This window comes from Streptomyces sp. NBC_00178, from assembly GCF_036206005.1.
GTDB lineage: Bacteria > Actinomycetota > Actinomycetes > Streptomycetales > Streptomycetaceae > Streptomyces.
In genome coordinates this window covers 3553369-3575434 of the sequence record NZ_CP108143.1, presented here as the reverse complement: position 1 = coordinate 3575434, position 22066 = coordinate 3553369, and the positions used below count along the sequence as shown (strand labels likewise).

The 22066-nt window shown below is 71.0% G+C and carries 21 protein-coding genes; 17 read left to right on the top strand and 4 right to left on the bottom strand.

Annotated features, from left to right (window positions below):
* Positions 1-49 precede the first annotated feature (49 nt).
* The gene (locus OHT61_RS15415) at positions 50-721 is read right to left on the bottom strand and encodes a sugar transferase (RefSeq protein WP_329038838.1); all 672 of its coding nucleotides are present in this window, start codon (positions 719-721) and stop codon (positions 50-52) included.
* 324 nt (positions 722-1045) lie between these two features.
* Here OHT61_RS15415 and dnaK point away from each other — a divergent pair, with 324 nt between their 5' ends.
* The 4 genes from dnaK (at position 1046) to OHT61_RS15395 (ending at position 5278) form a co-directional block, all read left to right on the top strand.
* On the top strand, positions 1046-2899 hold the full coding sequence (gene dnaK / locus OHT61_RS15410) for a molecular chaperone DnaK (RefSeq protein ID WP_329038836.1): 1854 nt from the start codon (positions 1046-1048) through the stop codon (positions 2897-2899).
* The gene (grpE, locus tag OHT61_RS15405) at positions 2896-3546 is read left to right on the top strand and encodes a nucleotide exchange factor GrpE (RefSeq protein WP_329038835.1); all 651 of its coding nucleotides are present in this window, start codon (positions 2896-2898) and stop codon (positions 3544-3546) included. Before dnaK ends, grpE begins: the two co-directional genes overlap by 4 nt.
* A 93-nt stretch (positions 3547-3639) precedes the next feature.
* Positions 3640-4830, top strand: coding sequence for a molecular chaperone DnaJ (gene dnaJ / locus OHT61_RS15400; protein ID WP_329038833.1), 1191 nt, complete (start codon positions 3640-3642; stop codon positions 4828-4830).
* A gap of 1 nt (position 4831) precedes the next feature.
* Positions 4832-5278: a heat shock protein transcriptional repressor HspR gene (locus OHT61_RS15395; RefSeq protein WP_327117087.1), complete on the top strand. Its 447-nt coding sequence runs from the start codon at positions 4832-4834 to the stop codon at positions 5276-5278.
* Between the two features lie 137 nt (positions 5279-5415).
* Here the strand turns inward: OHT61_RS15395 and OHT61_RS15390 are convergent, their stop codons facing one another.
* Positions 5416-6399, bottom strand: coding sequence for a helix-turn-helix transcriptional regulator (locus OHT61_RS15390; protein ID WP_443049449.1), 984 nt, complete (start codon positions 6397-6399; stop codon positions 5416-5418).
* 140 nt (positions 6400-6539) lie between these two features.
* On the opposite strand from OHT61_RS15390, the gene OHT61_RS15385 reads away from it, so the two are divergent.
* Positions 6540-6839 carry a hypothetical protein gene (locus OHT61_RS15385; protein WP_329038829.1) on the top strand — a complete coding sequence of 100 codons (300 nt, stop codon included), beginning with the start codon at positions 6540-6542 and terminating at the stop codon, positions 6837-6839.
* On the top strand, positions 6836-7156 hold the full coding sequence (locus OHT61_RS15380; RefSeq protein ID WP_327117093.1) for a (2Fe-2S)-binding protein: 321 nt from the start codon (positions 6836-6838) through the stop codon (positions 7154-7156). The genes OHT61_RS15385 and OHT61_RS15380 overlap by 4 nt, the downstream gene beginning before the upstream one ends.
* Before the next feature lie 164 nt (positions 7157-7320).
* On the opposite strand, the gene OHT61_RS15375 is transcribed toward OHT61_RS15380, so the two are convergent.
* Positions 7321-7722: a pyridoxamine 5'-phosphate oxidase family protein gene (locus OHT61_RS15375; protein WP_329038825.1), complete on the bottom strand. Its 402-nt coding sequence runs from the start codon at positions 7720-7722 to the stop codon at positions 7321-7323.
* Between the two features lie 133 nt (positions 7723-7855).
* On the opposite strand from OHT61_RS15375, the gene clpB reads away from it, so the two are divergent.
* From clpB to OHT61_RS15360, 3 genes are all read left to right on the top strand, one after another.
* Positions 7856-10456 carry an ATP-dependent chaperone ClpB gene (clpB, locus tag OHT61_RS15370; protein WP_329043276.1) on the top strand — a complete coding sequence of 867 codons (2601 nt, stop codon included), beginning with the start codon at positions 7856-7858 and terminating at the stop codon, positions 10454-10456.
* A 337-nt stretch (positions 10457-10793) separates the two neighbouring features.
* Positions 10794-12062: an MFS transporter gene (locus tag OHT61_RS15365; protein WP_329038823.1), complete on the top strand. Its 1269-nt coding sequence runs from the start codon at positions 10794-10796 to the stop codon at positions 12060-12062.
* Positions 12063-12132: 70 nt separating this feature from the next.
* Positions 12133-12684 (top strand): YbjN domain-containing protein, encoded by a 552-nt coding sequence (locus tag OHT61_RS15360; protein ID WP_329038821.1) that lies wholly within the window; start codon positions 12133-12135, stop codon positions 12682-12684.
* A gap of 73 nt (positions 12685-12757) precedes the next feature.
* Here OHT61_RS15360 and OHT61_RS15355 read toward each other — a convergent pair whose 3' ends face one another.
* Positions 12758-13936: a pyridoxal phosphate-dependent aminotransferase gene (locus OHT61_RS15355; RefSeq protein WP_329038819.1), complete on the bottom strand. Its 1179-nt coding sequence runs from the start codon at positions 13934-13936 to the stop codon at positions 12758-12760.
* A gap of 126 nt (positions 13937-14062) precedes the next feature.
* Here OHT61_RS15355 and OHT61_RS15350 point away from each other — a divergent pair, with 126 nt between their 5' ends.
* The 8 genes from OHT61_RS15350 to OHT61_RS15315 all read left to right on the top strand — a co-directional run bounded on the left by OHT61_RS15350 (position 14063) and on the right by OHT61_RS15315 (position 21924).
* Complete coding sequence (locus tag OHT61_RS15350; RefSeq protein ID WP_329038817.1) at positions 14063-14344, top strand: hypothetical protein; 282 nt, start codon at positions 14063-14065, stop codon at positions 14342-14344.
* A 304-nt stretch (positions 14345-14648) separates the two neighbouring features.
* Complete coding sequence (locus OHT61_RS15345) at positions 14649-15170, top strand: DUF2617 family protein (RefSeq protein ID WP_329038815.1); 522 nt, start codon at positions 14649-14651, stop codon at positions 15168-15170.
* Positions 15171-15299: 129 nt separating this feature from the next.
* The gene (locus tag OHT61_RS15340) at positions 15300-16898 is read left to right on the top strand and encodes a polyamine aminopropyltransferase (protein ID WP_329038813.1); all 1599 of its coding nucleotides are present in this window, start codon (positions 15300-15302) and stop codon (positions 16896-16898) included.
* Positions 16899-16983: 85 nt separating this feature from the next.
* The gene (locus OHT61_RS15335) at positions 16984-18003 is read left to right on the top strand and encodes an SRPBCC family protein (RefSeq protein WP_329038810.1); all 1020 of its coding nucleotides are present in this window, start codon (positions 16984-16986) and stop codon (positions 18001-18003) included.
* A gap of 92 nt (positions 18004-18095) precedes the next feature.
* A complete protein-coding gene (locus OHT61_RS15330) occupies positions 18096-18890 on the top strand; it encodes an aldose epimerase family protein (protein ID WP_329038808.1) in 795 nt (264 codons plus the stop codon).
* Positions 18891-18920: 30 nt separating this feature from the next.
* Positions 18921-19460, top strand: a complete 540-nt coding sequence (pyrE, locus tag OHT61_RS15325) for an orotate phosphoribosyltransferase (RefSeq protein ID WP_329038807.1) — start codon at positions 18921-18923, stop codon at positions 19458-19460.
* A gap of 166 nt (positions 19461-19626) precedes the next feature.
* Complete coding sequence (gene fbaA / locus OHT61_RS15320; protein ID WP_329038805.1) at positions 19627-20658, top strand: class II fructose-bisphosphate aldolase; 1032 nt, start codon at positions 19627-19629, stop codon at positions 20656-20658.
* An 81-nt stretch (positions 20659-20739) separates the two neighbouring features.
* Positions 20740-21924 carry a MalY/PatB family protein gene (locus tag OHT61_RS15315; RefSeq protein WP_329038803.1) on the top strand — a complete coding sequence of 395 codons (1185 nt, stop codon included), beginning with the start codon at positions 20740-20742 and terminating at the stop codon, positions 21922-21924.
* Positions 21925-22066: the final 142 nt, after the last annotated feature.

Below are 22066 nucleotides of genomic sequence, written 5' to 3'. Positions count from 1 at the left end.
AAGTGATTACTAAGCAGTAACTTAATCAGTCTGTGCTGACACTATCCACTTATTCCGCCTTGCTGTAGCCGGGCAGGCGGTGATCTGTGTCGCTCAGGTGAGCCTTTCCCGGCAGCCTCAGGGCGCTCAGGCCCGTGCGCAGGGGGATGCGCACGGATTGCGCCAGGATCGCCAGGTCGAGCCCCGCTCCATGATGCTCCGTGTAGTGCGCGTCCAGGAGGGCGGGTTCGTCCCAGGGCATCCGGGACCGGGCGCGCACCTGCGCCAGGCCGGTCAGGCCGGGCCGCACGGTGTGCCGCCAGCGCGATGCCGCGGCTCCGAGGAGCGCGGCCTCGTCCGGGGTCAGGGGTGGCGGGCCCACCATGGAGAGCTCCCCCCGTACGACGTGGGGCAGCCTGGACAGCAGGTCGAACCGGCACCGGCGGGTGGCCAGCGAGCGCAGCTCGAAGGGGCGGCCCCCCAGTCCCACCCGGGTCTCGCGCCGCACCACGCCGCCGGGCCCGCGTGGCGAGCGGACGGTGAGGCACGCGGCGGCGACCGCGAGTGCGGGGGCGGTCAGGAGCAGCAGGGCCGAGCCGAGCAGCAGGTCCAGCGTCCGCTTGACGGTCAGGGCGGCGAGGGCGGCGGTGGCCTGACCGGCGGCGCGGCGCGCCGCCCCGGCCGGTGCCGAGCTCGCGACGTGCCGGATCCTGCGTGCCGCCATCTGCTTCACGTTCCGCATGCGCACTGCACCTGCCCGGGATCGGTGACGCGTCGTTATGACCGTCTCGCTGCATTTTGTGACAGAACGATCCCACGGTGCGATGGTGGCAGGGGGTTGTGTGGCGTGGGACGCCTCGCGGGTGTCGCGGTTTCGCCGGGCGGGGGCGCGGCCGATGACTGCGGCGGGACAGGGTGAGCGGTGTTGGATCCCGATAAAAACACCAGCTCACGAGGTGTGTGAGCACATAAGTTGAGCGTAAGCGGCTCAGGTCCTTTGACTCCGGGGTGGGTGTCATGCATCCTTGAGCCAGATCCACTCAAGTAGTCAGTTGGAGGAATTGAAATGGCACGTGCGGTCGGCATCGACCTGGGCACGACTAACTCCGTCGTCAGCGTTCTCGAAGGCGGCGAGCCCACCGTCATCACCAACGCCGAAGGCGCCAGGACCACGCCGTCCGTCGTCGCCTTCGCCAAGAACGGCGAAGTGCTCGTCGGCGAGGTCGCCAAGCGCCAGGCGGTCACGAACGTCGACAGGACGATCCGTTCGGTCAAGCGCCACATGGGCACGGACTGGAAGATCGACCTCGACGGCAAGAGCTTCAACCCGCAGCAGATGAGCGCCTTCATCCTGCAGAAGCTGAAGCGCGACGCCGAGGCGTACCTGGGTGAGAAGGTCGCGGACGCGGTCATCACCGTCCCGGCGTACTTCAACGACTCGGAGCGTCAGGCGACGAAGGAGGCCGGCGAGATCGCGGGTCTGAACGTCCTGCGCATCGTCAACGAGCCGACCGCCGCCGCGCTGGCGTACGGCCTGGACAAGGACGACCAGACGATCCTCGTCTTCGACCTCGGTGGCGGCACCTTCGACGTGTCCCTCCTGGAGATCGGCGACGGCGTCGTCGAGGTGAAGGCCACCAACGGTGACAACCACCTCGGTGGTGACGACTGGGACCAGCGTGTCGTCGACTACCTGGTGAAGCAGTTCGCCAACGGGCACGGCGTGGACCTGTCCAAGGACAAGATGGCTCTCCAGCGTCTCCGCGAGGCCGCGGAGAAGGCGAAGATCGAGCTGTCGTCCTCGACCGAGACCACGATCAACCTGCCCTACATCACGGCGTCCGCCGAGGGCCCGCTGCACCTGGACGAGAAGCTCACGCGCTCGCAGTTCCAGCAGCTGACCGCGGACCTCCTGGACCGCTGCAAGAACCCGTTCCACAACGTCATCAAGGACGCGGGCATCCAGCTCTCCGAGATCGACCACGTCGTTCTCGTCGGTGGCTCGACCCGTATGCCGGCCGTCGCCGAGCTCGTCAAGGAGCTCACGGGCGGCCAGGACGCCAACAAGGGTGTGAACCCGGACGAGGTCGTCGCCATCGGCGCCTCGCTCCAGGCCGGTGTCCTCAAGGGCGAGGTCAAGGACGTCCTGCTCCTCGACGTCACCCCGCTGTCCCTCGGCATCGAGACCAAGGGAGGGATCATGACCAAGCTCATCGAGCGCAACACCACGATCCCGACCAAGCGCTCCGAGATCTTCACGACGGCCGAGGACAACCAGCCGTCCGTGCAGATCCAGGTCTACCAGGGCGAGCGCGAGATCGCGGCGTACAACAAGAAGCTCGGGATGTTCGAGCTCACCGGTCTGCCGCCGGCCCCGCGCGGTGTGCCGCAGATCGAGGTCGCGTTCGACATCGACGCCAACGGCATCATGCACGTCGCTGCCAAGGACCTCGGCACCGGCAAGGAGCAGAAGATGACCGTCACCGGTGGCTCCTCGCTGCCGAAGGACGAGGTCAACCGGATGCGCGAAGAGGCCGAGCAGTACGCCGACGAGGACCACCGCCGCCGTGAGGCCGCCGAGTCCCGCAACCAGGGCGAGCAGCTCGTCTACCAGACGGAGAAGTTCCTCAAGGACAACGAGGACAAGGTCCCCGGCGACGTCAAGGCCGAGGTGGAGACCGCGCTCACCGAGCTGAAGGAGAAGCTCAAGGGCGAGGACACCGCCGAGATCCGCACCGCCACCGAGAAGGTCGCGGCCGTCTCCCAGAAGCTGGGCCAGGCGATGTACGCCAACGCCCAGTCCGAGGGTGCGGCGCCGGGCGCCGAGGCGCCGGGTGACGGTCAGGGCCGCGCCGACGACGACGTCGTCGACGCCGAGATCGTGGACGACGAGAAGGACAACAAGGGCGGTGCGGTGTGACCGAGGAGACTCCGGGCTTCGACGAGAAGCCTGACGTCCCCTCCGGCGCCGGTGCCGACGACGCCGAGCCGAAGGCCGCCTCCCCCTCCGAGGAGGAGGCGGCGGCCCCGGCCGGGGACGTACAGCGGACAGCGGCCCTGACGGCTCAGCTGGACCAGGTGCGTACCGCGCTCAACGAGCGCACGGGCGACCTCCAGCGGCTGCAGGCCGAGTACCAGAACTACCGCCGCCGCGTCGAGCGCGACCGGGTGCAGGTCAAGGAGGTCGCGGTCGCGGGCCTCCTGAGCGAGCTGCTGCCCGTGCTCGACGACGTCGGCCGGGCCCGGGAGCACGGCGAGCTCGTGGGCGGCTTCAAGTCGGTGGCCGAATCCCTGGAGACGGTCGTCGCGAAGCTGGGCCTGCAGCAGTTCGGCAAGGAGGGCGAGCCCTTCGACCCGACGATCCACGAGGCCCTGATGCACTCGTACGCGCCGGACGTCACCGAGACGACCTGCGTGGCGATCCTGCAGCCCGGGTACCGCATCGGGGAGCGCACCATCCGCCCCGCGCGGGTGGCCGTGGCCGAACCGCAGCCGGGCGCCACGCCCGGGGCGGCGAAGGAAGAGAAGTCAGACGACGAGGAGAGCGGTGGCACCGAGGAGGTCTGACATCGTGTCCGACCACTGCGGTGAACACCGACGGGGCGTGCGGCCGGCCGAGGGGCCGGCCGCACGGCCTGTCGTCCGGAAGGAGGGACGTCGATGAGCACGAAGGACTTCGTCGAGAAGGACTACTACAAGGTCCTCGGCGTCCCGAAGGACGCCACCGACGCCGAGGTGAAGAAGGCGTACCGGAAGCTGGCGCGGGAGTTCCACCCCGACGCCAACAAGGGTGACGCCAAGGCCGAGGAGCGTTTCAAGCAGATCTCCGAGGCGAACGACGTCCTCGGCGACCCGAAGAAGCGCAAGGAGTACGACGAGGCGCGCGCCCTCTTCGGCAACGGAGGCTTCCGGGCCGGTCCCGGAGGCGCGGGCGGCAACTTCAACTTCGACCTGGGCGACCTCTTCGGAGGCGCGCCGGGTGGCGGACAGGCGGGTGCCGGAGCCGGCGGGTTCGGTGGCGGCGGCGGCCTGGGCGACGTCTTCGGCGGGCTGTTCAACCGGGGCGGCGGGGGCACGCGTGTCCAGCCGCGCCGCGGACAGGACATCGAGTCCGAGGTGACGCTGAGCTTCACCGAGGCGGTCGACGGGGCCACGGTCCCGCTGCGGATGTCCAGCCAGGCGCCCTGCAAGGCGTGTTCGGGCACCGGCGACAAGAACGGCACCCCGAGGGTCTGCCCCACCTGTGTCGGCACCGGTCAGGTGTCGCGCGGGACGGGCGGCGGGTTCTCGCTGACCGATCCCTGCGTGGACTGCAAGGGCCGTGGCCTCATCGCCCAGGACCCCTGCGACGTCTGCAAGGGCAGCGGCCGGGCCAAGTCCGCCCGCACGATGCAGGTCCGCATCCCCGCGGGCGTGCTGGACGGCCAGCGGATCCGGCTGCGCGGCAAGGGCAGCCCGGGTGAGCGGGGCGGGCCGGCCGGCGACCTGTACGTCGTCGTCCACGTCGACGCCCACCCGGTGTTCGGCCGCAAGGGCGACAACCTCACGATCACCGTGCCCGTCACCTACCCGGAGGCGGCGCTCGGCGGCGAGGTGAAGGTGCCCACCCTCGGCGGGCCCCCGGTCACCCTGAAACTCCCGGCCGGCACGCCGAACGGGCGTACCATGCGGGCCCGTGGCAAGGGCGCCGTGCGCAAGGACGGCACCCGTGGCGACCTCCTGGTCACCGTCGAGGTGTCCGTGCCCACGGAGCTCGGCACCGAGGCGCAGGACGCGCTGGAGGCGTACCGGAAGGCGACCGCGGGGGAGGACCCGCGGGCGGAGCTGTTCCAGGCTGCGAAGGGAGCTTGAGATGGACGGTCGTCGACGTAATCCGTACCAGCTGACCGACGAATCACCGGTGTACGTGATCTCGATCGCGGCGCAGCTCTCGGGTCTGCACCCGCAGACGCTGCGCCAGTACGACCGTCTGGGTCTGGTCTCTCCCGACCGCACGGCCGGGCGCGGGCGGCGCTATTCGGCCCGCGACATCGAACTGCTCCGGACCGTGCAGCAGTTGTCGCAGGACGAGGGCATCAACCTCGCCGGCATCAAGCGCATCATCGAGCTGGAGAACCAGGTCGCGGCGCTCCAGCAGCGCGTCGCCGAGCTCTCGGCGGCGGTGGACGGCGCGGCCGTGGCCATGCAGCAGCGCGAGGCCCAGGTGCACGCCTCCTACCGGCGTGACCTCGTGCCGTACCAGGACGTCCAGCAGAGCGGTGCGCTGGTGGTGTGGCGGCCCAAGCGGCCGAAGGACTGAGCAGGCCGTGAAGGGGCCCGCCGGGGAGTTCGAGGACCTCCCGGGCGGGCCCCTTCGCGTGTGCCGTGAGGGGCGCCGTCCGGCCCCCGTGACGCGTCGTGGGCCCGGACGCCGGGGTGTCCGGGGAGGGCGGGCCGTCAGGAGTCCTCGTCCAGGATTCCCGACCGAGCGATCAGGTAGCCCAGCTGGGCGCGGCTCGTGCTGCCGAGCGTGGCGGACAGCTTGGCGACGTGGGCCCGGCAGGTGCGGACGTTCATGCCGAGGCGGCGGGCGATCGAGTCGTCCACGTGTCCCTCGACGAGGAGTTGGGCTATGGAGCGCTGGACACCGCTGATGCCCTTGGTCGGCGGGTCGTAACCGACCTCCCCGAGCAGCGGTGACGCGCGGCTCCACAGCTGTTCGAAGACCTTGACCAGGTAGTTCACGAGCCCGGGGTGACGGAGTTCGAGGGCGACCTGGTCGTCGTTCTGCGCGGGGATGAAGGCCACGGTCCGGTCGAAGACGAGGAGGCGCTCGATGAGTTCCTCCAGGGTGCGGATCTCCACCTTGTCCTGGGCGAGGCGCGCGGCGTAGGCGAGTGTGCCCTGGCTGTGCCGGACGGTGTGCTGGTACAGCGTGCGCATGCTGACGCCGCGGTTCACGACCGACAGGGCGCGTTCCAGCCCCTCGCTGAGGCGGTCCTCGCCCCGGTCGCCGCCGGGCTGGACGGTGAGCACCTCCGTGCGGCACTCGGCGGTCGCGAGGTCGAGCGCCGCGTTGATCCTGTTGCCGCCCTCCAGCACCGTGATGGCGTGGGTGGTCGGCGGGTCCTGGGCGCTGATGTCCATGAACGGTTCGAAGGACTCCGCGAGCTCGACGGAGCGGCGTCGGCGTTCCTTGATCTCCCGTTCCAGAGGATGCAGACGCTGGGCCAGCGCGGCGGAGGGAGGGACGGGCCTGAGCCACGTCGTGTCGTCCGGATCGGGGTGCAGGAGCGCGAAGTCCATCAGGCAGGGGGCGGGGTCGACCTCGGCGCGCGAAATCCGGCCGGAACGCAGGGCGCTGGCGTAGAGGCGCTTTCCCTCCTCGCACAGGTCGGTGACCCCGTGAGGATGTATCCCTATTGTGCTGCTTGTGGTCATATCTCCACCCCCCATGTTCCTGAACATGCAGGAACATGATGCATCGTCCCAGTGGCGTTGTGGGGTCCTGGTGAGACATCGTCGTGGATGCGGGGGAGAGGAATCCACAAGTGAGGACGAAGCCGACTATGGATAAGCGAATGCTTCGCTCGGTGCTTGCCGCCGCTTTCGTCGCGGCCCTGGGCCTTGGCGTGGCGGGCGGGGCGGCAGGATCCGGCGAGATCAGCTGGTCGGAGCGGGCGGCGGCGCCCGGCGAGATCAGCTGGTCCGTACAGGCGGGGTCGGCGCCCGGCGAGATCAGCTGGGGCATGCCGGCCGACGGCGAGATCAGCTGGTCCGTGCAGGCGGCAGGCGCGCCCGGTGAGATCAGCTGGGGTACGCCCGCGGCGGTCCCGGGCGAGATCAGCTGGAGCACTCCGAAGGGTGCGGCAGGCGCATGACCACGCCTCCGGACGACCGAACCTTCCGGCGGGAGATGGCTACGGCATACCGCTCAGGGTGGCATTTCATCGATCTGCTCACGGCGCTCACCCGCCCGGGGGATTCGTTGATGGTCACCCTGTTCGGAGAGCCGGTCGTCGTGGTGATGGAGGCGGACGACGAAATCCGCGCCTATCGCTGTCTCCGCCGGCCGCGCGGTGCCCCACAGCCCGTTCGCTGCGCCGTGCGGTACGGCATGATTTTCGTCAATCTTGATCAGCGGGACCACGAGCTGTTCGAACCAGAGACCATTTCCGCCACCCCCCGCAGTGCCTGAACGATTCCCCCGTCGTTCCAAATCGTTCCGGCACTTCCCCCACACAACGGCGCCATCGTGACCTGAACACGATGGCGCCGTTGTGCTGTCCGGAATGATTCCGGGTGGAAAGGAAGAACGAGGCGTCGAATTCCTCAGAATTCCTCGGAATTTCTCGGAATTCCTCAGCCCTTTCCGAGCGCCCTGTCCACGGCGATCTCGATGACGATCCGCTCGGGGTTGTGCCGCGGGGTGCGCTCGTACCGTTCCGCGTAGCGCCGCACGGCGTCCCGCACCTCGTCGGGGTCCGTCCTGACCACAGCGGTGCCCTCCAGCGTCGCCCAGCGGCGTCCCTCGATCTGGCAGACCGCCACCCGTGCGCCCTCCGGTCCGGCGGCGAGGACGTTCGCGGCCTTCCGCGTGCCGCGGCCGGTGATGACGCGGGCGGTCCGGGTCTCCGGGTCGTACGTCACGCCGACCGGCACCACGTGCGGTGTGCCGTCAGGGCGGAGCGTGGTCAGGGTGCACACGTGGCGCTCCCGCCAGAAGGCGAGGTACTCGGGGCCGGGGTTGCGTACGTCAGGCATGGGTTCAGCCTAGAGACATCGGGGATTCGCGCCCGGGCGGGGCGCATCCTCAGGCTTGAGTGGAATAGACTCAACTTTGTACCCGTTGACCGGGTCAGGGTGCAGGACCATCACCGAGGAGGAGACGACGCCCGTGGACGCCGAGCTGACCAACAAGAGCCGCGACGCCCTCAACGCCGCCACGAGCAGGGCCGTCAAGGACGGCCACGCCGATCTGACCCCCGCGCATCTGCTGCTGGCGCTGCTCGCGGGCGAGGACAACGCGAACATCACCGACCTGCTGGCCTCCGTCGAGGCCGACCAGGTGATCGTGCGCGACGGGACCGAGCGGCTCCTCGGCGCGCTGCCGAGTGTCACCGGGTCGACCGTCGCCCCGCCGCAGCCGAGCCGCGAACTGCTCGCCGTCCTCGCCGACGCCGACCAGCGCGCAAAGGAGCTCGGCGACGACTACCTCTCGACCGAGCACCTGCTGATCGCCATCGCGGCGAAGGGCGGCCGCGCCGGTGAGATCCTCGACGGGCAGGGTGCCGGCGCGAAGAAGCTGCTGGACGCATTCGAGAAGAGCAGGGGAGGGCGCCGGGTGACCACTCCCGACCCCGAGGGTCAGTACAAGGCGCTGGAGAAGTTCGGCACCGACTTCACGGCCGCCGCACGCGAGGGCAAGCTCGACCCGGTCATCGGCCGGGACCAGGAGATCCGCCGCGTCGTCCAGGTGCTGTCCCGCCGTACGAAGAACAACCCGGTGCTCATCGGCGAGCCCGGCGTCGGCAAGACGGCCGTCGTCGAGGGTCTCGCCCAGCGCATCGTCAAGGGCGACGTCCCGGAGTCCCTGAGGAACAAGCGGCTCGTCTCGCTGGACCTCGGCGCGATGGTCGCCGGCGCCAAGTACCGCGGCGAGTTCGAGGAACGCCTCAAGACCGTCCTCTCCGAGATCAAGGAGAGCGACGGCCAGATCATCACCTTCATCGACGAACTGCACACCGTCGTCGGCGCGGGCGCCGGGGGCGACTCCGCGATGGACGCCGGCAACATGCTGAAGCCGATGCTCGCCCGCGGCGAGCTGCGCATGGTCGGCGCCACCACGCTGGACGAGTACCGCGAGCGCATCGAGAAGGACCCCGCGCTGGAGCGCCGCTTCCAGCAGGTCCTGGTCGCCGAGCCGTCCGTCGAGGACACCATCGCGATCCTGCGGGGGCTCAAGGGGCGCTACGAGGCGCACCACAAGGTCCAGATCGCCGACTCCGCGCTCGTGGCCGCGGCGACGCTCTCCGACCGTTACATCACCTCCCGGTTCCTCCCCGACAAGGCCATCGACCTCGTCGACGAGGCGGCGTCGCGGCTGCGCATGGAGATCGACTCCTCCCCGCTGGAGATCGACGAGCTGCAGCGGTCCGTCGACCGTCTGCACATGGAGGAGCTGGCCCTCAGGAACGAGAGCGACCAGGGCTCCAAGCAGCGCCTGGAGAAGATCCGCCGCGACCTCGCCGACAAGGAGGAGGAACTGCGCGGTCTGACGGCCCGCTGGGAGAAGGAGAAGCAGGGCCTCAACCGCGTGGGTGAGCTCAAGGAGCGCCTGGACGAACTGCGCGGCCAGGCCGAGCGCGCCCAGCGCGACGGCGACTTCGACACCGCCTCCAAGCTGCTGTACGGGGAGATCCCCGGCCTGGAGCGGGAGCTGGCGGAAGCCGACGAGGCCGAGCAGGAGGCCGCCGTCGACACCATGGTCAAGGAGGAGGTCGGCCCGGACGACATCGCCGACGTCGTCGGCGCCTGGACCGGCATCCCGGCCGGACGCCTCCTGGAGGGCGAGACCCAGAAGCTGCTGCGCATGGAGTCCGAGCTGGGCAGGCGCCTCATCGGCCAGACCGAGGCCGTGCGCTCCGTGTCGGACGCGGTGCGCCGCACCCGCGCGGGGATCGCCGATCCCGACCGGCCGACCGGTTCGTTCCTCTTCCTCGGCCCGACGGGTGTGGGCAAGACGGAGCTGGCCAAGGCGCTCGCGGACTTCCTGTTCGACGACGAGCGGGCCATGATCCGGATCGACATGAGCGAGTACGGCGAGAAGCACAGCGTCGCCAGGCTCGTCGGCGCCCCGCCCGGCTACGTGGGCTACGAGGAGGGCGGCCAGCTCACGGAGGCGGTACGCCGCCGCCCGTACAGCGTCGTGCTGCTGGACGAGGTCGAGAAGGCCCACCCCGAGGTGTTCGACGTCCTGCTCCAGGTGCTCGACGACGGACGGCTCACCGACGGCCAGGGCCGGACGGTGGACTTCCGCAACACCATCCTGATCCTGACGTCCAACCTCGGCAGCCAGTACCTGGTCGACCCGTCGTCCGGGCCCGAGGAGAAGGAGGCCCGGGTCCTGGAGGTCGTGCGGGCCTCGTTCAAGCCGGAGTTCCTCAACCGCCTCGACGACCTGGTCGTCTTCTCCGCGCTGTCCGGCGACGAGCTGGCGCACATCGCGGGCCTCCAGGTGGCCCGGCTCGCCGCCCGGCTGGCGGACCGCCGGATCGAGCTCGACGTCTCCCCGGAGGCCCTGGCCTGGCTGGCCGAGGAGGGCAACGACCCGGCGTACGGTGCCCGGCCGCTGCGCCGCCTGATCCAGACGGCGATCGGCGACCGGCTCGCGAAGGAGATCCTGGCGGGCGAGGTCGAGGACGGCGACACGGTCCGGGTGGACCGGGCGGGCGACGGCCTGGTCGTGGGAACCGCCACCGCCGCCAAGACGCTCTAGACGCCCTCGTGTCCCCGGCCTGCGGACTTCACGTCCCCGGCCGGGGACACACGTGTGTGCGGCCCCGTCCGCATTTATGCGTGCATCGGCCATGCGCCTTCCGTCGGGATGGCCCATGAAATCGAGCCGAAATTTTACTTTTCGTGGCCGAATGGTGGGCGGTGTCCTTCGCGTCACCGGTTTTTGTACCCCGCCGGTACATATTGTCACCCTCTATCGCAGCCGGGATCCGATGAGAGCGGCGTGCTGCGTCCGGCGCGATATCGGGGCACTCCGGACCCTTTTCTCCGTTGTCGGTCGGAGCGGTTCCGAATTCGGGAAACGGTAAGGTACGCGCATGACGGAGCGGATACCTGGCGATATCGGTGCGGAGTCGAAGGATTTCGGAAGCGGCGGTCTCATTCGCCTCAGCGAATTTCGTTTGCTGTGGGCGGCATATGCGCAATCGGTCCTGGGTGACCAGTTGGCACGGGTCGCGCTGTCGCTGCTGGTCTTCGAACGCACCGAGTCGGCCGGCTGGACGGCGGCGACCTACGCCCTCACGACCCTGCCCGCCCTGCTGTCCGGGGTGCTCCTGACCGGTCTGGCCGACCGGTTCCCCCGGCGCACGGTCATGGTCGGCTGCGATCTCGTGCGCGCCGTACTCGTCGGCCTGATGGCCCTGCCCGGTACGCCGCTGCCGCTGCTGGCCGGGCTGCTGGTGCTGGCGCAGCTCTGCGAGGCCCCGTTCGGCGCCTCGCAGGGCGCGCTCATGCCGGCCGTCCTCGGCGACCGCCTCTACGAACGCGGCCAGCGGGTCATCGTCATCACCCACCAGGCCGGGCAGCTGGTCGGCTTCGCCGCGGGCGGCGTGCTGGTCGTGTGGCTGGGCAGCCACCTCTCGCTGGGCCTGAACGCGGCCACGTTCCTGATCTCGGCCGTCCTGATCCGGCTGGGCGTCAAGGCGCGGCCGGTGGACGCGGAAGCCGGCGCGCGGCCGCAGCGGATGCACCTCCAGGTCCGCGCCGCGGCGGCCCTGATCTGGTCGGACCCGCGGCTGCGGTCGCTGGTCGCGCTCGGCTGGCTCGCCGGGTTCATCGTGCTGCCGGAGGGGCTTGCCGCACCGTTCGCCGAGGAGGCGGGCGGAAGTGCCGCCTCGGTGGGGCTCCTGCTCGCCGCGCACCCCGCGGGCATGGTCCTGGGTGCCGCACTGCTGGGACGGGCGGCCGTGGGCGCGGAGCGCCGGCGGCGGCTGCTCGGGCCGCTGGCGATCGGCGCGAACCTCCCGCTGCTCGTCTACTGGGCCGGCCCCGGTGTCGCGGTCGCCCTGCTGGTGCTGCTGGTGTCGGGCATCTGCTCGGCCTACCAGATCACCGCGGGGGCGACGTTCGTGATGCTGACCCCGGCCGGTCAGCGGGGTCAGGCGCTCGGACTGGCCAGGTCGGGACTGACCGCCATGCAGGGGATCGGGGTCGCCGCCGGAGGCCTGGTGACGGAGCTGTCCGGGTCGTCGGCCAGGACCATCGGCGGGGCGGGGCTCGTCGGGACGGTCTGCGCGGTCGTGGTCGCGGTCGCGTGGGCGCGCGCCAGGGAGGCGAGTGCGGGGACGATTCCCCTGAGCGCGTAGGACTGCGGGCCTCGATCGCGGCTAGGGTCGAAGGCAGGCAAACACGTGCGATCCACAGGAGTACCCAGCGATGTCTATCGACCCGTCCTCGATCCCCAACTTCGGGGGCCAGCCCGAACCCCAGGAGTCCGGCCCCGAGGGCCCGGTGGTCCCGGACCAGGACCTCGTCAAGCAGCTTCTCGAGCAGATGGAGCTGAAGTACGTCGTCGACGACGAGGGTGACCTCGCCGCGCCGTGGGAGGAGTTCCGCACGTACTTCATGTTCCGCGGCGAGGACGAGCAGCAGGTCTTCTCGGTGCGGACGTTCTACGACCGTCCGCACGCCCTGGACCAGCGTCCCGTCCTCCTCGACGCGATCGACGACTGGAACCGCCGCACCCTGTGGCCCAAGGTCTACACCCACGCCCACGAGGGCGAGGAGGGTGTCGCCGGTTCCGTGCGGCTGATCGGTGAGGCGCAGATGCTCATCGGCACCGGTGTCAGCCTGGAGCACTTCGTCTCCTCGACGGTCAGCTGGGTGCGCGCCTCGATCGAGTTCGACAAGTGGCTCGTCGAGCACCTGGGCCTGGAGCCCGCCGAGAAGAAGGACGGCGCCGAGGGCACGGAGTCCACGGAGGCCTGATCCCGTCCCCGCGGAGGCCCGGACCGGGGTGCGGCGGTACGGCCGCCGCCCCGGGCCGGGCCTTCGCCGTTCCTCAGGCCGCCCTGAGGCCCTTGAGCCGGGACACGGCGTCCTCCAGTACCTCCGTGCGCTTGCAGAACGCGAAGCGGACGAAGTGCGCCCCCTGTTCACGGTGGTCGTAGAAGACGGCGTTCGGGACGGCCACGACACCGCAGCGCCCGGGCAGCGCCCGGCAGAACGCGAAGCCGTCGCTCTCGCCGAGCGGGCGGATGTCGGTGGTGACGAAGTAGGTCCCGGCGGGCCTGTAGACCTCGAAGCCGGCCTCGGCGAGGCCGGTGCTCAGCAGGTCCCGCTTGGCACGCAGATCCTCGCGCAGCCCCTCGAAGTAGCTGTCGGGCAGCCGCAGCGCCTCGGCGACGGCGTACTGGAACGGCCCGCCGGAGACGAAGGTCAGGAACTGCTTGGCGGAGCGGACGGCGGCGACCAGCTCCGGGCTCGCGGTGATCCAGCCGATCTTCCAGCCGGTCAGCGCGAACGTCTTGCCCGCGCTGCTGACGGTCACCGTGCGCTCGCGCATGCCGGGGAACGACGCGAGGGGGATGTGCTCGCCCTCGAAGACGAGGTGCTCGTAGACCTCGTCGGTGACGACGAGGAGGTCCCGCTCGCAGGCGAGGGCGGCCACGGCGGCGAGTTCCTCACGGGTGAGGACGGTTCCGGTGGGGTTGTGCGGGGTGTTGAGCAGGATCAGCCGCGTACGGGGTGTCACGGCCGCCCGGAGCTCGTCGAGGTCGAGCCGGTAGGCGCCTTCGTGGGGCCGGAGCGTGACGGGGACGCGGGTCCCGCCCGCCAGGGCGATGCAGGCCGCGTACGAGTCGTAGTACGGCTCCAGGGCGATGACCTCGTCGCCCGGCTCCAGGAGGGCCAGCAGCGAGGCGGCGACCGCCTCGGTGGCGCCCGTGGTCACCAGCACCTCGGCGTCGGGGTCGTAGGCCAGCCCGTAGTACCGCTGCTGGTGCTCCGCGACCGCGTTGCGCAGCTCGGGGACGCCGACGCCCGGCGGGTACTGGTTGCCGTGGCCGGAGCGTACGGCCCGGACGGCGGCCTCGCGGACCGCCTCGGGGCCGTCGGTGTCGGGGAAGCCCTGGCCGAGATTGATCGATCCGGTCCGTACGGCCAGCGCCGACATCTCGGCGAAGATCGTCGTGCCGAACTCGGCGAGGCGGCGGTTGAGCAGCGGTCGTCCCTGTGTCATGGACGCCATCCTGTGCCGAAGCTCTGGAGTTGCTCAAGTCCGCTTTGGGGCGCGCGGCGTACGGGAATCCAGCGGGCAGTCGAGAAGCGGGGACCTCGCTTCGGGGGACAGAAGGATGTGAGGTCGGTGGAGTTGTTCGTCTTCATCGTGTTCCTGGCGGTCGTGGTGGTGGGGATCGTGGCGCTCGCCTCCGGGTCGGGTGGCCGGAAGAAGCCGCTGGCGGGCCGTGCCGGGCGCAAGGGCAGGAAGGGTTCCGGGTACGGCGGCGACGGCGGGTCCTCCGGCAGCTGGTGGGCCGGGGACAGCGGCGGCGGCCACTCGTGCGGCGGCCATTCCGGAGGGCACTCCTGCGGAGGGGGCGGTGGCTGCGGGGGCGGAGGTGGTGGCTGCGGCGGTGGTGGCAACTGAGACGGCCCCGCCGGCCCCGGGCGGGGGACGGGGCCGGTGAGCCGAGGTGCCCGGCGGGTGAACTCCCGCTGGGCACCTTTTGGTTGGGGCCGCGGGGAACACCTGAACCGTGCTGCCCCCTGAGGGATGGAAAGCACGGCAAGTTGGGTAAAAGCGCTGTGAGCGCGACGTACTTCGTGATTGCATCGATGTAGAGAACATTCAGCCATCGGACCCGAGTCGGGCCGGGCTTCCCCTCCCCCCACGTGCACCGCACCGGGGTACCCCTGTCCACGTGTCCCTGTGTGTTTTGCGGAGCCGATCCATGCTCACCAGCCTCCAGACCGCCTACTCCGACACCCGTGCCGCCGACCTGGCCTGGACGCTCGGCCGGGAGCCGCTGCCCGCCCTCGCCGTGCTGGACCTCGAACTGGGGGGCGCGAAGGTGCAGATGAGGCTCCTCGGCGCGTCCCACCAGGTGCTGCTGGAGGAGGAGCGCCGCACCTGCTCCGAGACGGTGGCGTGTCTGCCGGGCAGCAGCGCGCCCCTCCCGCTGGGCGTCGCCGAGCGCATGGGCGACTGGGAGTACGAGTTCGCGGCGCGCGTCGAGACGCTCTCCGAGGGCTCGTTCGCGGGGCGTGCGCAGGAGCTGCTCGCGCTGGTCGCCGATCATCCGCACGGACTGGCGGGGACGTTCCCCGGCAGCCCGTACGCGTTCACCGCCATGCTCGCGCAGCGGACCCGGGGGCAGGTGCACTGGCGGACCTGGCACGCCTATCCGCAGGAGGGCCAGCTCGTGGTGACCCGGACGCGGGTGGGCGCGCGGGTCGGGGCGTCCGTTTCGTGAGGGGGCGCGGAGCGAGGCGCCCGTGTCGCGGAGGGGGTGCGCGGTCCGGTGCGCGGCCCGCCGGACGTACGTCACTTACACCCGTGTGGGTGACAAGCGGCGACCTTTCCGTCACGTAGCGTTCGTTTCATGATCGACCAGCAGACGCCACTGCGCAGCGGTGCGCCGGGGCTTCCCGTACGGCCGAGGACCGGGCGGTTCCTCGTGCTGTCCGTGGTCTTCGTCTGCGCGGCCTGCGGCCTCGTGTACGAGCTGGAACTGGTCGCGCTGGCCTCGTATCTGATCGGCGACTCGGTCGAGCAGGCCTCCATCGTGCTCTCGGTGATGGTGTTCGCCATGGGCATCGGATCGCTCCTCGCGAAACGTTTACGCACGTGCGCCGCCGTCGGCTTCGGACTGATCGAAGCGGCTCTCGCGCTGGTCGGCGGCAGTTCGGCGCTCGTCCTCTACGCCTCCTTCGCCTGGCTCGGGGAGTCGCGCTACGCCCTGGTGGGCTTCTCGCTCGCGATCGGGACCCTCATCGGCGCGGAGATCCCGCTGCTGATGACGCTGATCCAGCGGGTCGACCGGCAGGACGCGGGCGGCGCCGTCGCGGACCTCTTCGCCGCCGACTACGTGGGCGCGCTGGTCGGCGGACTCGCCTTCCCCTTCCTGCTGCTCCCGATGATGGGGCAGCTCACCGGGGCGCTGTTCACCGGAGCGGTCAACGCGGCGGCGGGCGGTGCGCTGGTGCTCTGGGTCTTCCGGCACGACCTCGGCGCACGGTCGCGCCGGCTGCTCGTCGTCGTCAACGTCGTGGTGATCGCTCTGCTCGCCACGGCGACGGTCCTCGCCGACGACTTCGAACGGGCGGCGCGGCGCGCGGTGTACGGGGACGGGGTGCGGATCGCCGTGCGGACGGGGGTCCAGGAGGTCGTCCTCACCGGCGCGGACCGAGGCTCGCTGGATCTCTACCTCGACGGCCGTCTGCGCGTCAGCTCGCGCGACGACCGGCGCTACCACGAGGCGCTGGTGCACCCGGCGATGAACGGGCCCCACGGCCGGGTACTGATCCTCGGCGGAGGGGACGGGCTCGCCGCGCGTGAGGTGCTGCGCTACCCGGACGTCGCGTCGGTCGCGGTGGTCGATCCGGATCCGGCCGTCACCCGGTTGGCCCGTACGGACCGCGCACTCGCCGGACTGAACGGGCACGCGTTCGAGGACCCGAGGCTCACGGCGGTCACCGGTGACGCTTTCACCTGGCTGCGGGCCACCGGCGAACGCTACGACGTCGTGATCTCGGACCTCCCCGACCCGGGGATCACCGCCAGCACGAAGCTCTACTCGGCGGAGTTCTACGGGCTGGTCGGTGAGGCTCTGGCACCGGGCGGGCGGCTGGTGGTGCACACGGGGCGGGTGGGCAGCAGGCCCTCGACGTTCCGCACCGTGGAGGCGTCGGTGCGCGCGGGCGGCCTGACGACCCGGCCGTATCTCGTGGCGGGACGGGGCGAGGGCTCCGCGAGCGGGCCGGACCGGGCCGCGGGTGGTGCGCGGGCCCCGAAGGACTGGGGTTTCGTGCTGGCGGCGGCCCGCGAGGTCGGGCCGCTCGGTCTCGACCCCGGGGCGCCCGCGCTGAGGACGCTGGGGGCGCGGGAGCTGGCCGAGGCCGGGCGGTCGGCCGAGTGCGCCCGGCGGGGTCCGGAACGGCCGTCGACGCTGGTGCACCCGCGGTACTGGGAGGAGCCGTGAACGCGGTGCGACGACGCGTCCGGGCACGGTGCGCGGGGCGAGGAAGCGCTGACGGGACGGCCACGGCTGAGTAGGCTCGGGCGGTATGGAGCATGAGGTGTTCGTTCCGGTTCCGGTCGCGTCCCTTCGGCGGACGCTGGCCGATGCCGCCCGCGTCGCGCGCTGCGTGCCGGGACTCCAGCAGGATGCCGACGCGGCGGCGGGACCGCTCGCGGGACGGCTGAAGTTCCGTGCCGGTGGCCACACCATCACCTATCGCGGGGCCCTGACCCTGCGGGTCCCCGAGGACGGGGACACCTTCTCCGTGACGGGAAAGGGTGTGGAGGCCCGGGGGGCGGGCTCCGCCGAGCTGACCCTGACCATCGCCCTCGCGGAGTCGGACGGCGGCACGACCGTCACCTACTCCGGAAGCGCGAGCGGTGACGGCCGCATCGTGGACCTGGACGATGCGGGTGCGGTCGCGGCGGCGCAGCGGCTGCTGGACCGGTTCACGCAGCAGCTGGTGACGGAGACGCTGGCCGCGCGGGACGGTGCGCCGGTGGGGGAGGAACCGCCGTCCGCGGGCGCGGCGACGGGGACAGGGGCGTCCGAGGGATCGGTGGACGCTTCCGACGACAAGACCCCCGACGACGAGACGCCCGACGACGAGACCTCCGGCGACAGGACCTCCGGCCAGGCGGTCCCCGACGAGGCGACTCCCGACGAGGCGACCCCCGACGGGACGGCGTCCGACGGGCAGGAGTCCGGCAAGCCGTCACCCGCGGAGCCGCAGGGCGGTGAGCCGTCGCCGCCGGAGCCGCCGTCCATCGACGGGGAGTCCCTGTTCGACACGCCCGTGCCACCACCGTCGCTCGACCCGTCCGCGGAACTGGAGTTCACCGTGCCCGACGAGCCGCCCGCCGAGGCCGCACACGCCCGCCGCACCATGATCGGCCGCAGTACCGAGGAGGTCGACCACGCCCCGCCGCGCGGCCGGTACGCCCCGGTCCCCTCGCCCGAGGCGGGAGCCGTCGGCATCACGCTGCGCTGGGCGGCGCCCGCGGCCGCGCTCGCGATCGCCTCGGCGGTGGTGGTCGGAAGGGCGCTGCGGCGGCGCAGGCCGTAGACCCCGCCGCCGCGGGTCGCGCCCGCGCGCCCGGCCCGCCCCGATGCGGGCCGAAGACGCTGACGGCGGTGCGGCGCCAGTAGTGTCGGGGCGTGAGCGATGTTGGGAAGAACGTCCGGCTGACCGCCGGCGACGCCGAGTTGACCGTCGACCCCGTCCATGGCTGCCGGATCAGCAGCCTGCGGATCGGAGGCACCGAACTGCTGCGCCAGGGCGAGCGGTACGGCTGCTTCCCCATGGTGCCCTGGTGCGGACGCACCAGGGAGGGCCTGTTCCGCAGTGGTGGCGAGCTCCACCAGCTGCCCCTGAACTCCCCGCCGCACGCCATTCACGGCACGGGGCGCGACACCGAGTGGAAGCGCGCCCGCCAGGACGAGTCCGAGGCGGCCTTCTTCTACGATCTGGCCGACCCGTGGCCGTACCGGGGCAGGGTGACGCAGACGTTCGGGCTGACCGAGGACTCGCTGATGCTGAGCCTCGGCATCGAGACCTACGGGGACTCGTTCCCCGCCCAGGCCGGGTGGCACCCCTGGTTCCGCCGGAACACCGGGGGCCAGGACGTGCGGGTCGATTTCGACGCCGCCTGGCAGGAGGAGCGCGGCGACGACCACCTGCCGACAGGGCGCCGGATCGACCCCCGGCCCGGCCCCTGGGACGACTGCTTCGGGATGCCCGACGGGGTCGACGTGAAGCTCACCTGGCCCGGAGAGCTGGAGCTGACGGTCACGAGCCGGGACGAGTGGGTGGTGATCTACGACGAGCAGGCCGAGGCGGTCTGTGTGGAGCCGCAGTCCGGGCCGCCGAACGGGCTGAACACGGCGCCCCGGCTCGTCACTCCGATCGAGCCGCTGGAGATCACGACCACCTGGAACTGGGCCCGGCTCTGAGCGCGTACGGCAGCGCTTACCCTCGTTGACATGACTGACGTACGCGCTGAGCTGCTCCAGCAGATCAAGGACAAGGCCGTGGTGCACGGCAAGGTGACCCTCTCCTCGGGGCTGGAAGCCGACTGGTACATCGACCTGCGCCGGATCACGCTGGACGGCACGGCCGCGCCGCTGGTCGGCCGGATGATGCTCGACGCGACCGCCGAACTCGACTACGACTGCGTCGGCGGGCTGACGCTGGGCGCCGACCCGGTGGCCACCTCGATGCTGCACGCCTCGGCGGCGCGCGGGGAGAGCCTGGACGCGTTCGTCGTCCGCAAGGCGCAGAAGGCCCACGGGATGCAGCGCCGGATCGAGGGCACGGACGTCAAGGGCCGCCGCTGCCTCGTCGTCGAGGACACGTCGACGACCGGAGGCTCGCCGCTCACCGCCGTCGAGGCGGTCCGTGAGGCCGGCGGCGAGGTCGTGGCCGTGGCCACGATCGTGGAGCGGGGTGCCGCTCCGGCGATCGCCGAGGCCGGCCTGCCGTACGTCAGCGTCTACTCGGTGGCGGACCTCGACCTGTCCTGACCTGCTGATTCTTCGCCGGGCGCCCCGTTTCACGTGAAACGGGGCGCCCTGTCCGACGGGCAGGGTGGAGCCGGAGCGAGAGTCTGGGAAGATGGGGGCGACGATGACGTCGCCCCCAGGTCAGGGACCAAGCACTGCACACCCGCACATCCCAAGGAGCGGACAGATGCCCATCGCAACCCCCGAGGTCTACGCCGAGATGCTCGACCGGGCGAAGGCAGGCAAGTTCGCCTACCCGGCCATCAATGTGACGTCGACCCAGACCCTGCACGCTGCGCTGCGCGGCTTCGCGGAGGCGGAGAGCGACGGCATCGTCCAGATCTCCACCGGTGGTGCCGAATTCCTGGGCGGCCAGTACAACAAGGACATGGTGACGGGCGCGGTGGCCCTCGCCGAGTTCGCGCACATCGTCGCCGCCAAGTACGACATCACCGTCGCGCTGCACACCGACCACTGCCCCAAGGACAAGCTGGACGGGTACGTGCGGCCCCTGCTCGACGTCTCCGCCGAGCGCGTCGCCAAGGGTCTGAACCCGCTGTTCCAGTCCCACATGTGGGACGGCTCGGCCGAGACCCTCGCCGACAACCTGGCCATCGGCCAGGAGCTGCTGGCCAAGGCCGCCGCCGCCAAGATCATCCTTGAGGTCGAGATCACTCCGACCGGTGGCGAGGAGGACGGCGTCACGCACGAGATCAACGACGAGCTCTACACGACGGTCGACGACGCGCTGCGCACGGCCGAGGCGCTCGGCCTGGGCGAGAAGGGCCGCTACCTGCTGGCCGCGTCCTTCGGCAACGTCCACGGCGTCTACAAGCCGGGCAACGTCGTCCTGCGCCCCGAGCTCCTCAAGGACCTCCAGGTGGGTGTCTCCTCGAAGTACGGGAAGCCCGCCGGCAGCCAGCCGTTCGACTTCGTCTTCCACGGCGGTTCGGGCTCCACGGCCGAGGAGATCGCCACCGCGCTGGAGAACGGCGTCGTGAAGATGAACCTCGACACCGACACCCAGTACGCCTTCACCCGTCCGATCGTGGACCACATGTTCAGCAACTACGACGGTGTGCTGAAGGTCGACGGCGAGGTCGGCAACAAGAAGGTCTACGACCCGCGCAGCTGGGGCAAGTCCGCCGAGGCGGGCATGGCCGTGCGCGTCACGGAGGCCTGCTCCAACCTGCGTTCCGCCGGCACCAAGCTGAAGTAAGTACGTCTCGGACGTACGGGCGGGCCCGGTCACCCTTCGGGGGGCCGGGCCCGCCCCGTGTCCGAAGGATGGAGACCCCCTGTGACCGCGCCTGCGCGCTACGACTTCGACACCGTCATCGACCGCCGGGGCACCTGGTGCGTCCAATGGGACGGGGTCGCCGAGCGGTTCGGGGTGGACGGGCTGCTGCCGTTCACCATCTCCGACATGGACTTCGAGACCGCGCCCGAGGTGCTGGCCGCCCTGCGCGCCCGCCTCGACCACGGCGTTCTCGGCTACACCACGTGGCAGCAGGACGACTTCAGGTCGGCCGTCGCGCACTGGCACGCGACCCGGTACGGCGCCGAGATCGACACCGGCCGGCTGGTCTACGGCCCGTCCGTGCTCAACCAGTTCTCCCAGCTGCTGCAGATGTGGACGGCCGAGGGCGACGGCGTGGTCGCCCACACTCCGACGTACGACGGCTTCCGCAAGGCGATCACCGGGCTCGGGCGGGAGCTGCGGGGGGTGCCCGTCGGGGACGTGGACGCCCTGGAGCGTGAGCTGGCGCGGGAGGACGCCAGGGTCCTGGTGCTCTGCTCGCCCCACAACCCGACGGGGCGGGTGTGGACGGAGGCCGAGCTGCGCGAGATGACGGTGCTGGCCCGCAGGCACGGGGTCGCGGTCATCAGCGACGAGATCCACGCCGACTTCGTGCACGAGGGGCATGTGCACGTGCCGTACTCGCGTGTCGCGGACGACTTCGCGGCGGAGGGCGCCGGGGAGGGCCGGTGGGCGGTCATCACCTCCGCGTCGAAGTCCTTCAACTTCCCGGCGCTGTCCGGTTCGTACGGCCTGATCGGCGACCCCGCCGACCGGGAGGAGTACCTGCGCCGCATGGAGACGGGCGAAGGTCTCGCCTCCCCGGCCGTGCTGGCGCTGACCGCGCACATAGCGGCGTACCGGCAGGGGGCGGACTGGCTGGACGCGCTGCGCGCCTACGTCGCGGACAACCTCGCCCTGGTCGCGGAGCGGCTGAACGCGGCGTACCCCGAACTGGCGTGGGAGCCCCCGCAGGCGGGCTACCTCGCGTGGGTGGATCTGCGCCCGCTGGGCGTGGACGACGACGCGCTGCAACGGGTCCTGATCGAGCGGGAGAAGGTCGCGATCATGCCGGGCGCGGTGTACGGGGCGCCCGGCTTCCTGCGCCTGAACGTGGGATGCGCCCGGAGCAAGGTCGAGGCAGGGGTGTCGGCACTGGTGCGGGGTATCGCGGCGGTGCGGTGAGCCGGGATTCCCGGATCCTCGGATTCCGGCAACCCCGGGGCGTCTGAGAGACCGGACGGGCGGGCACCGGTTCTCGTGCGCCCCGGGGGACGGTGTGAAGGTCCTGGGACCGGGCGCGCCCGGCGGTGTCGCGGTGGCTCTC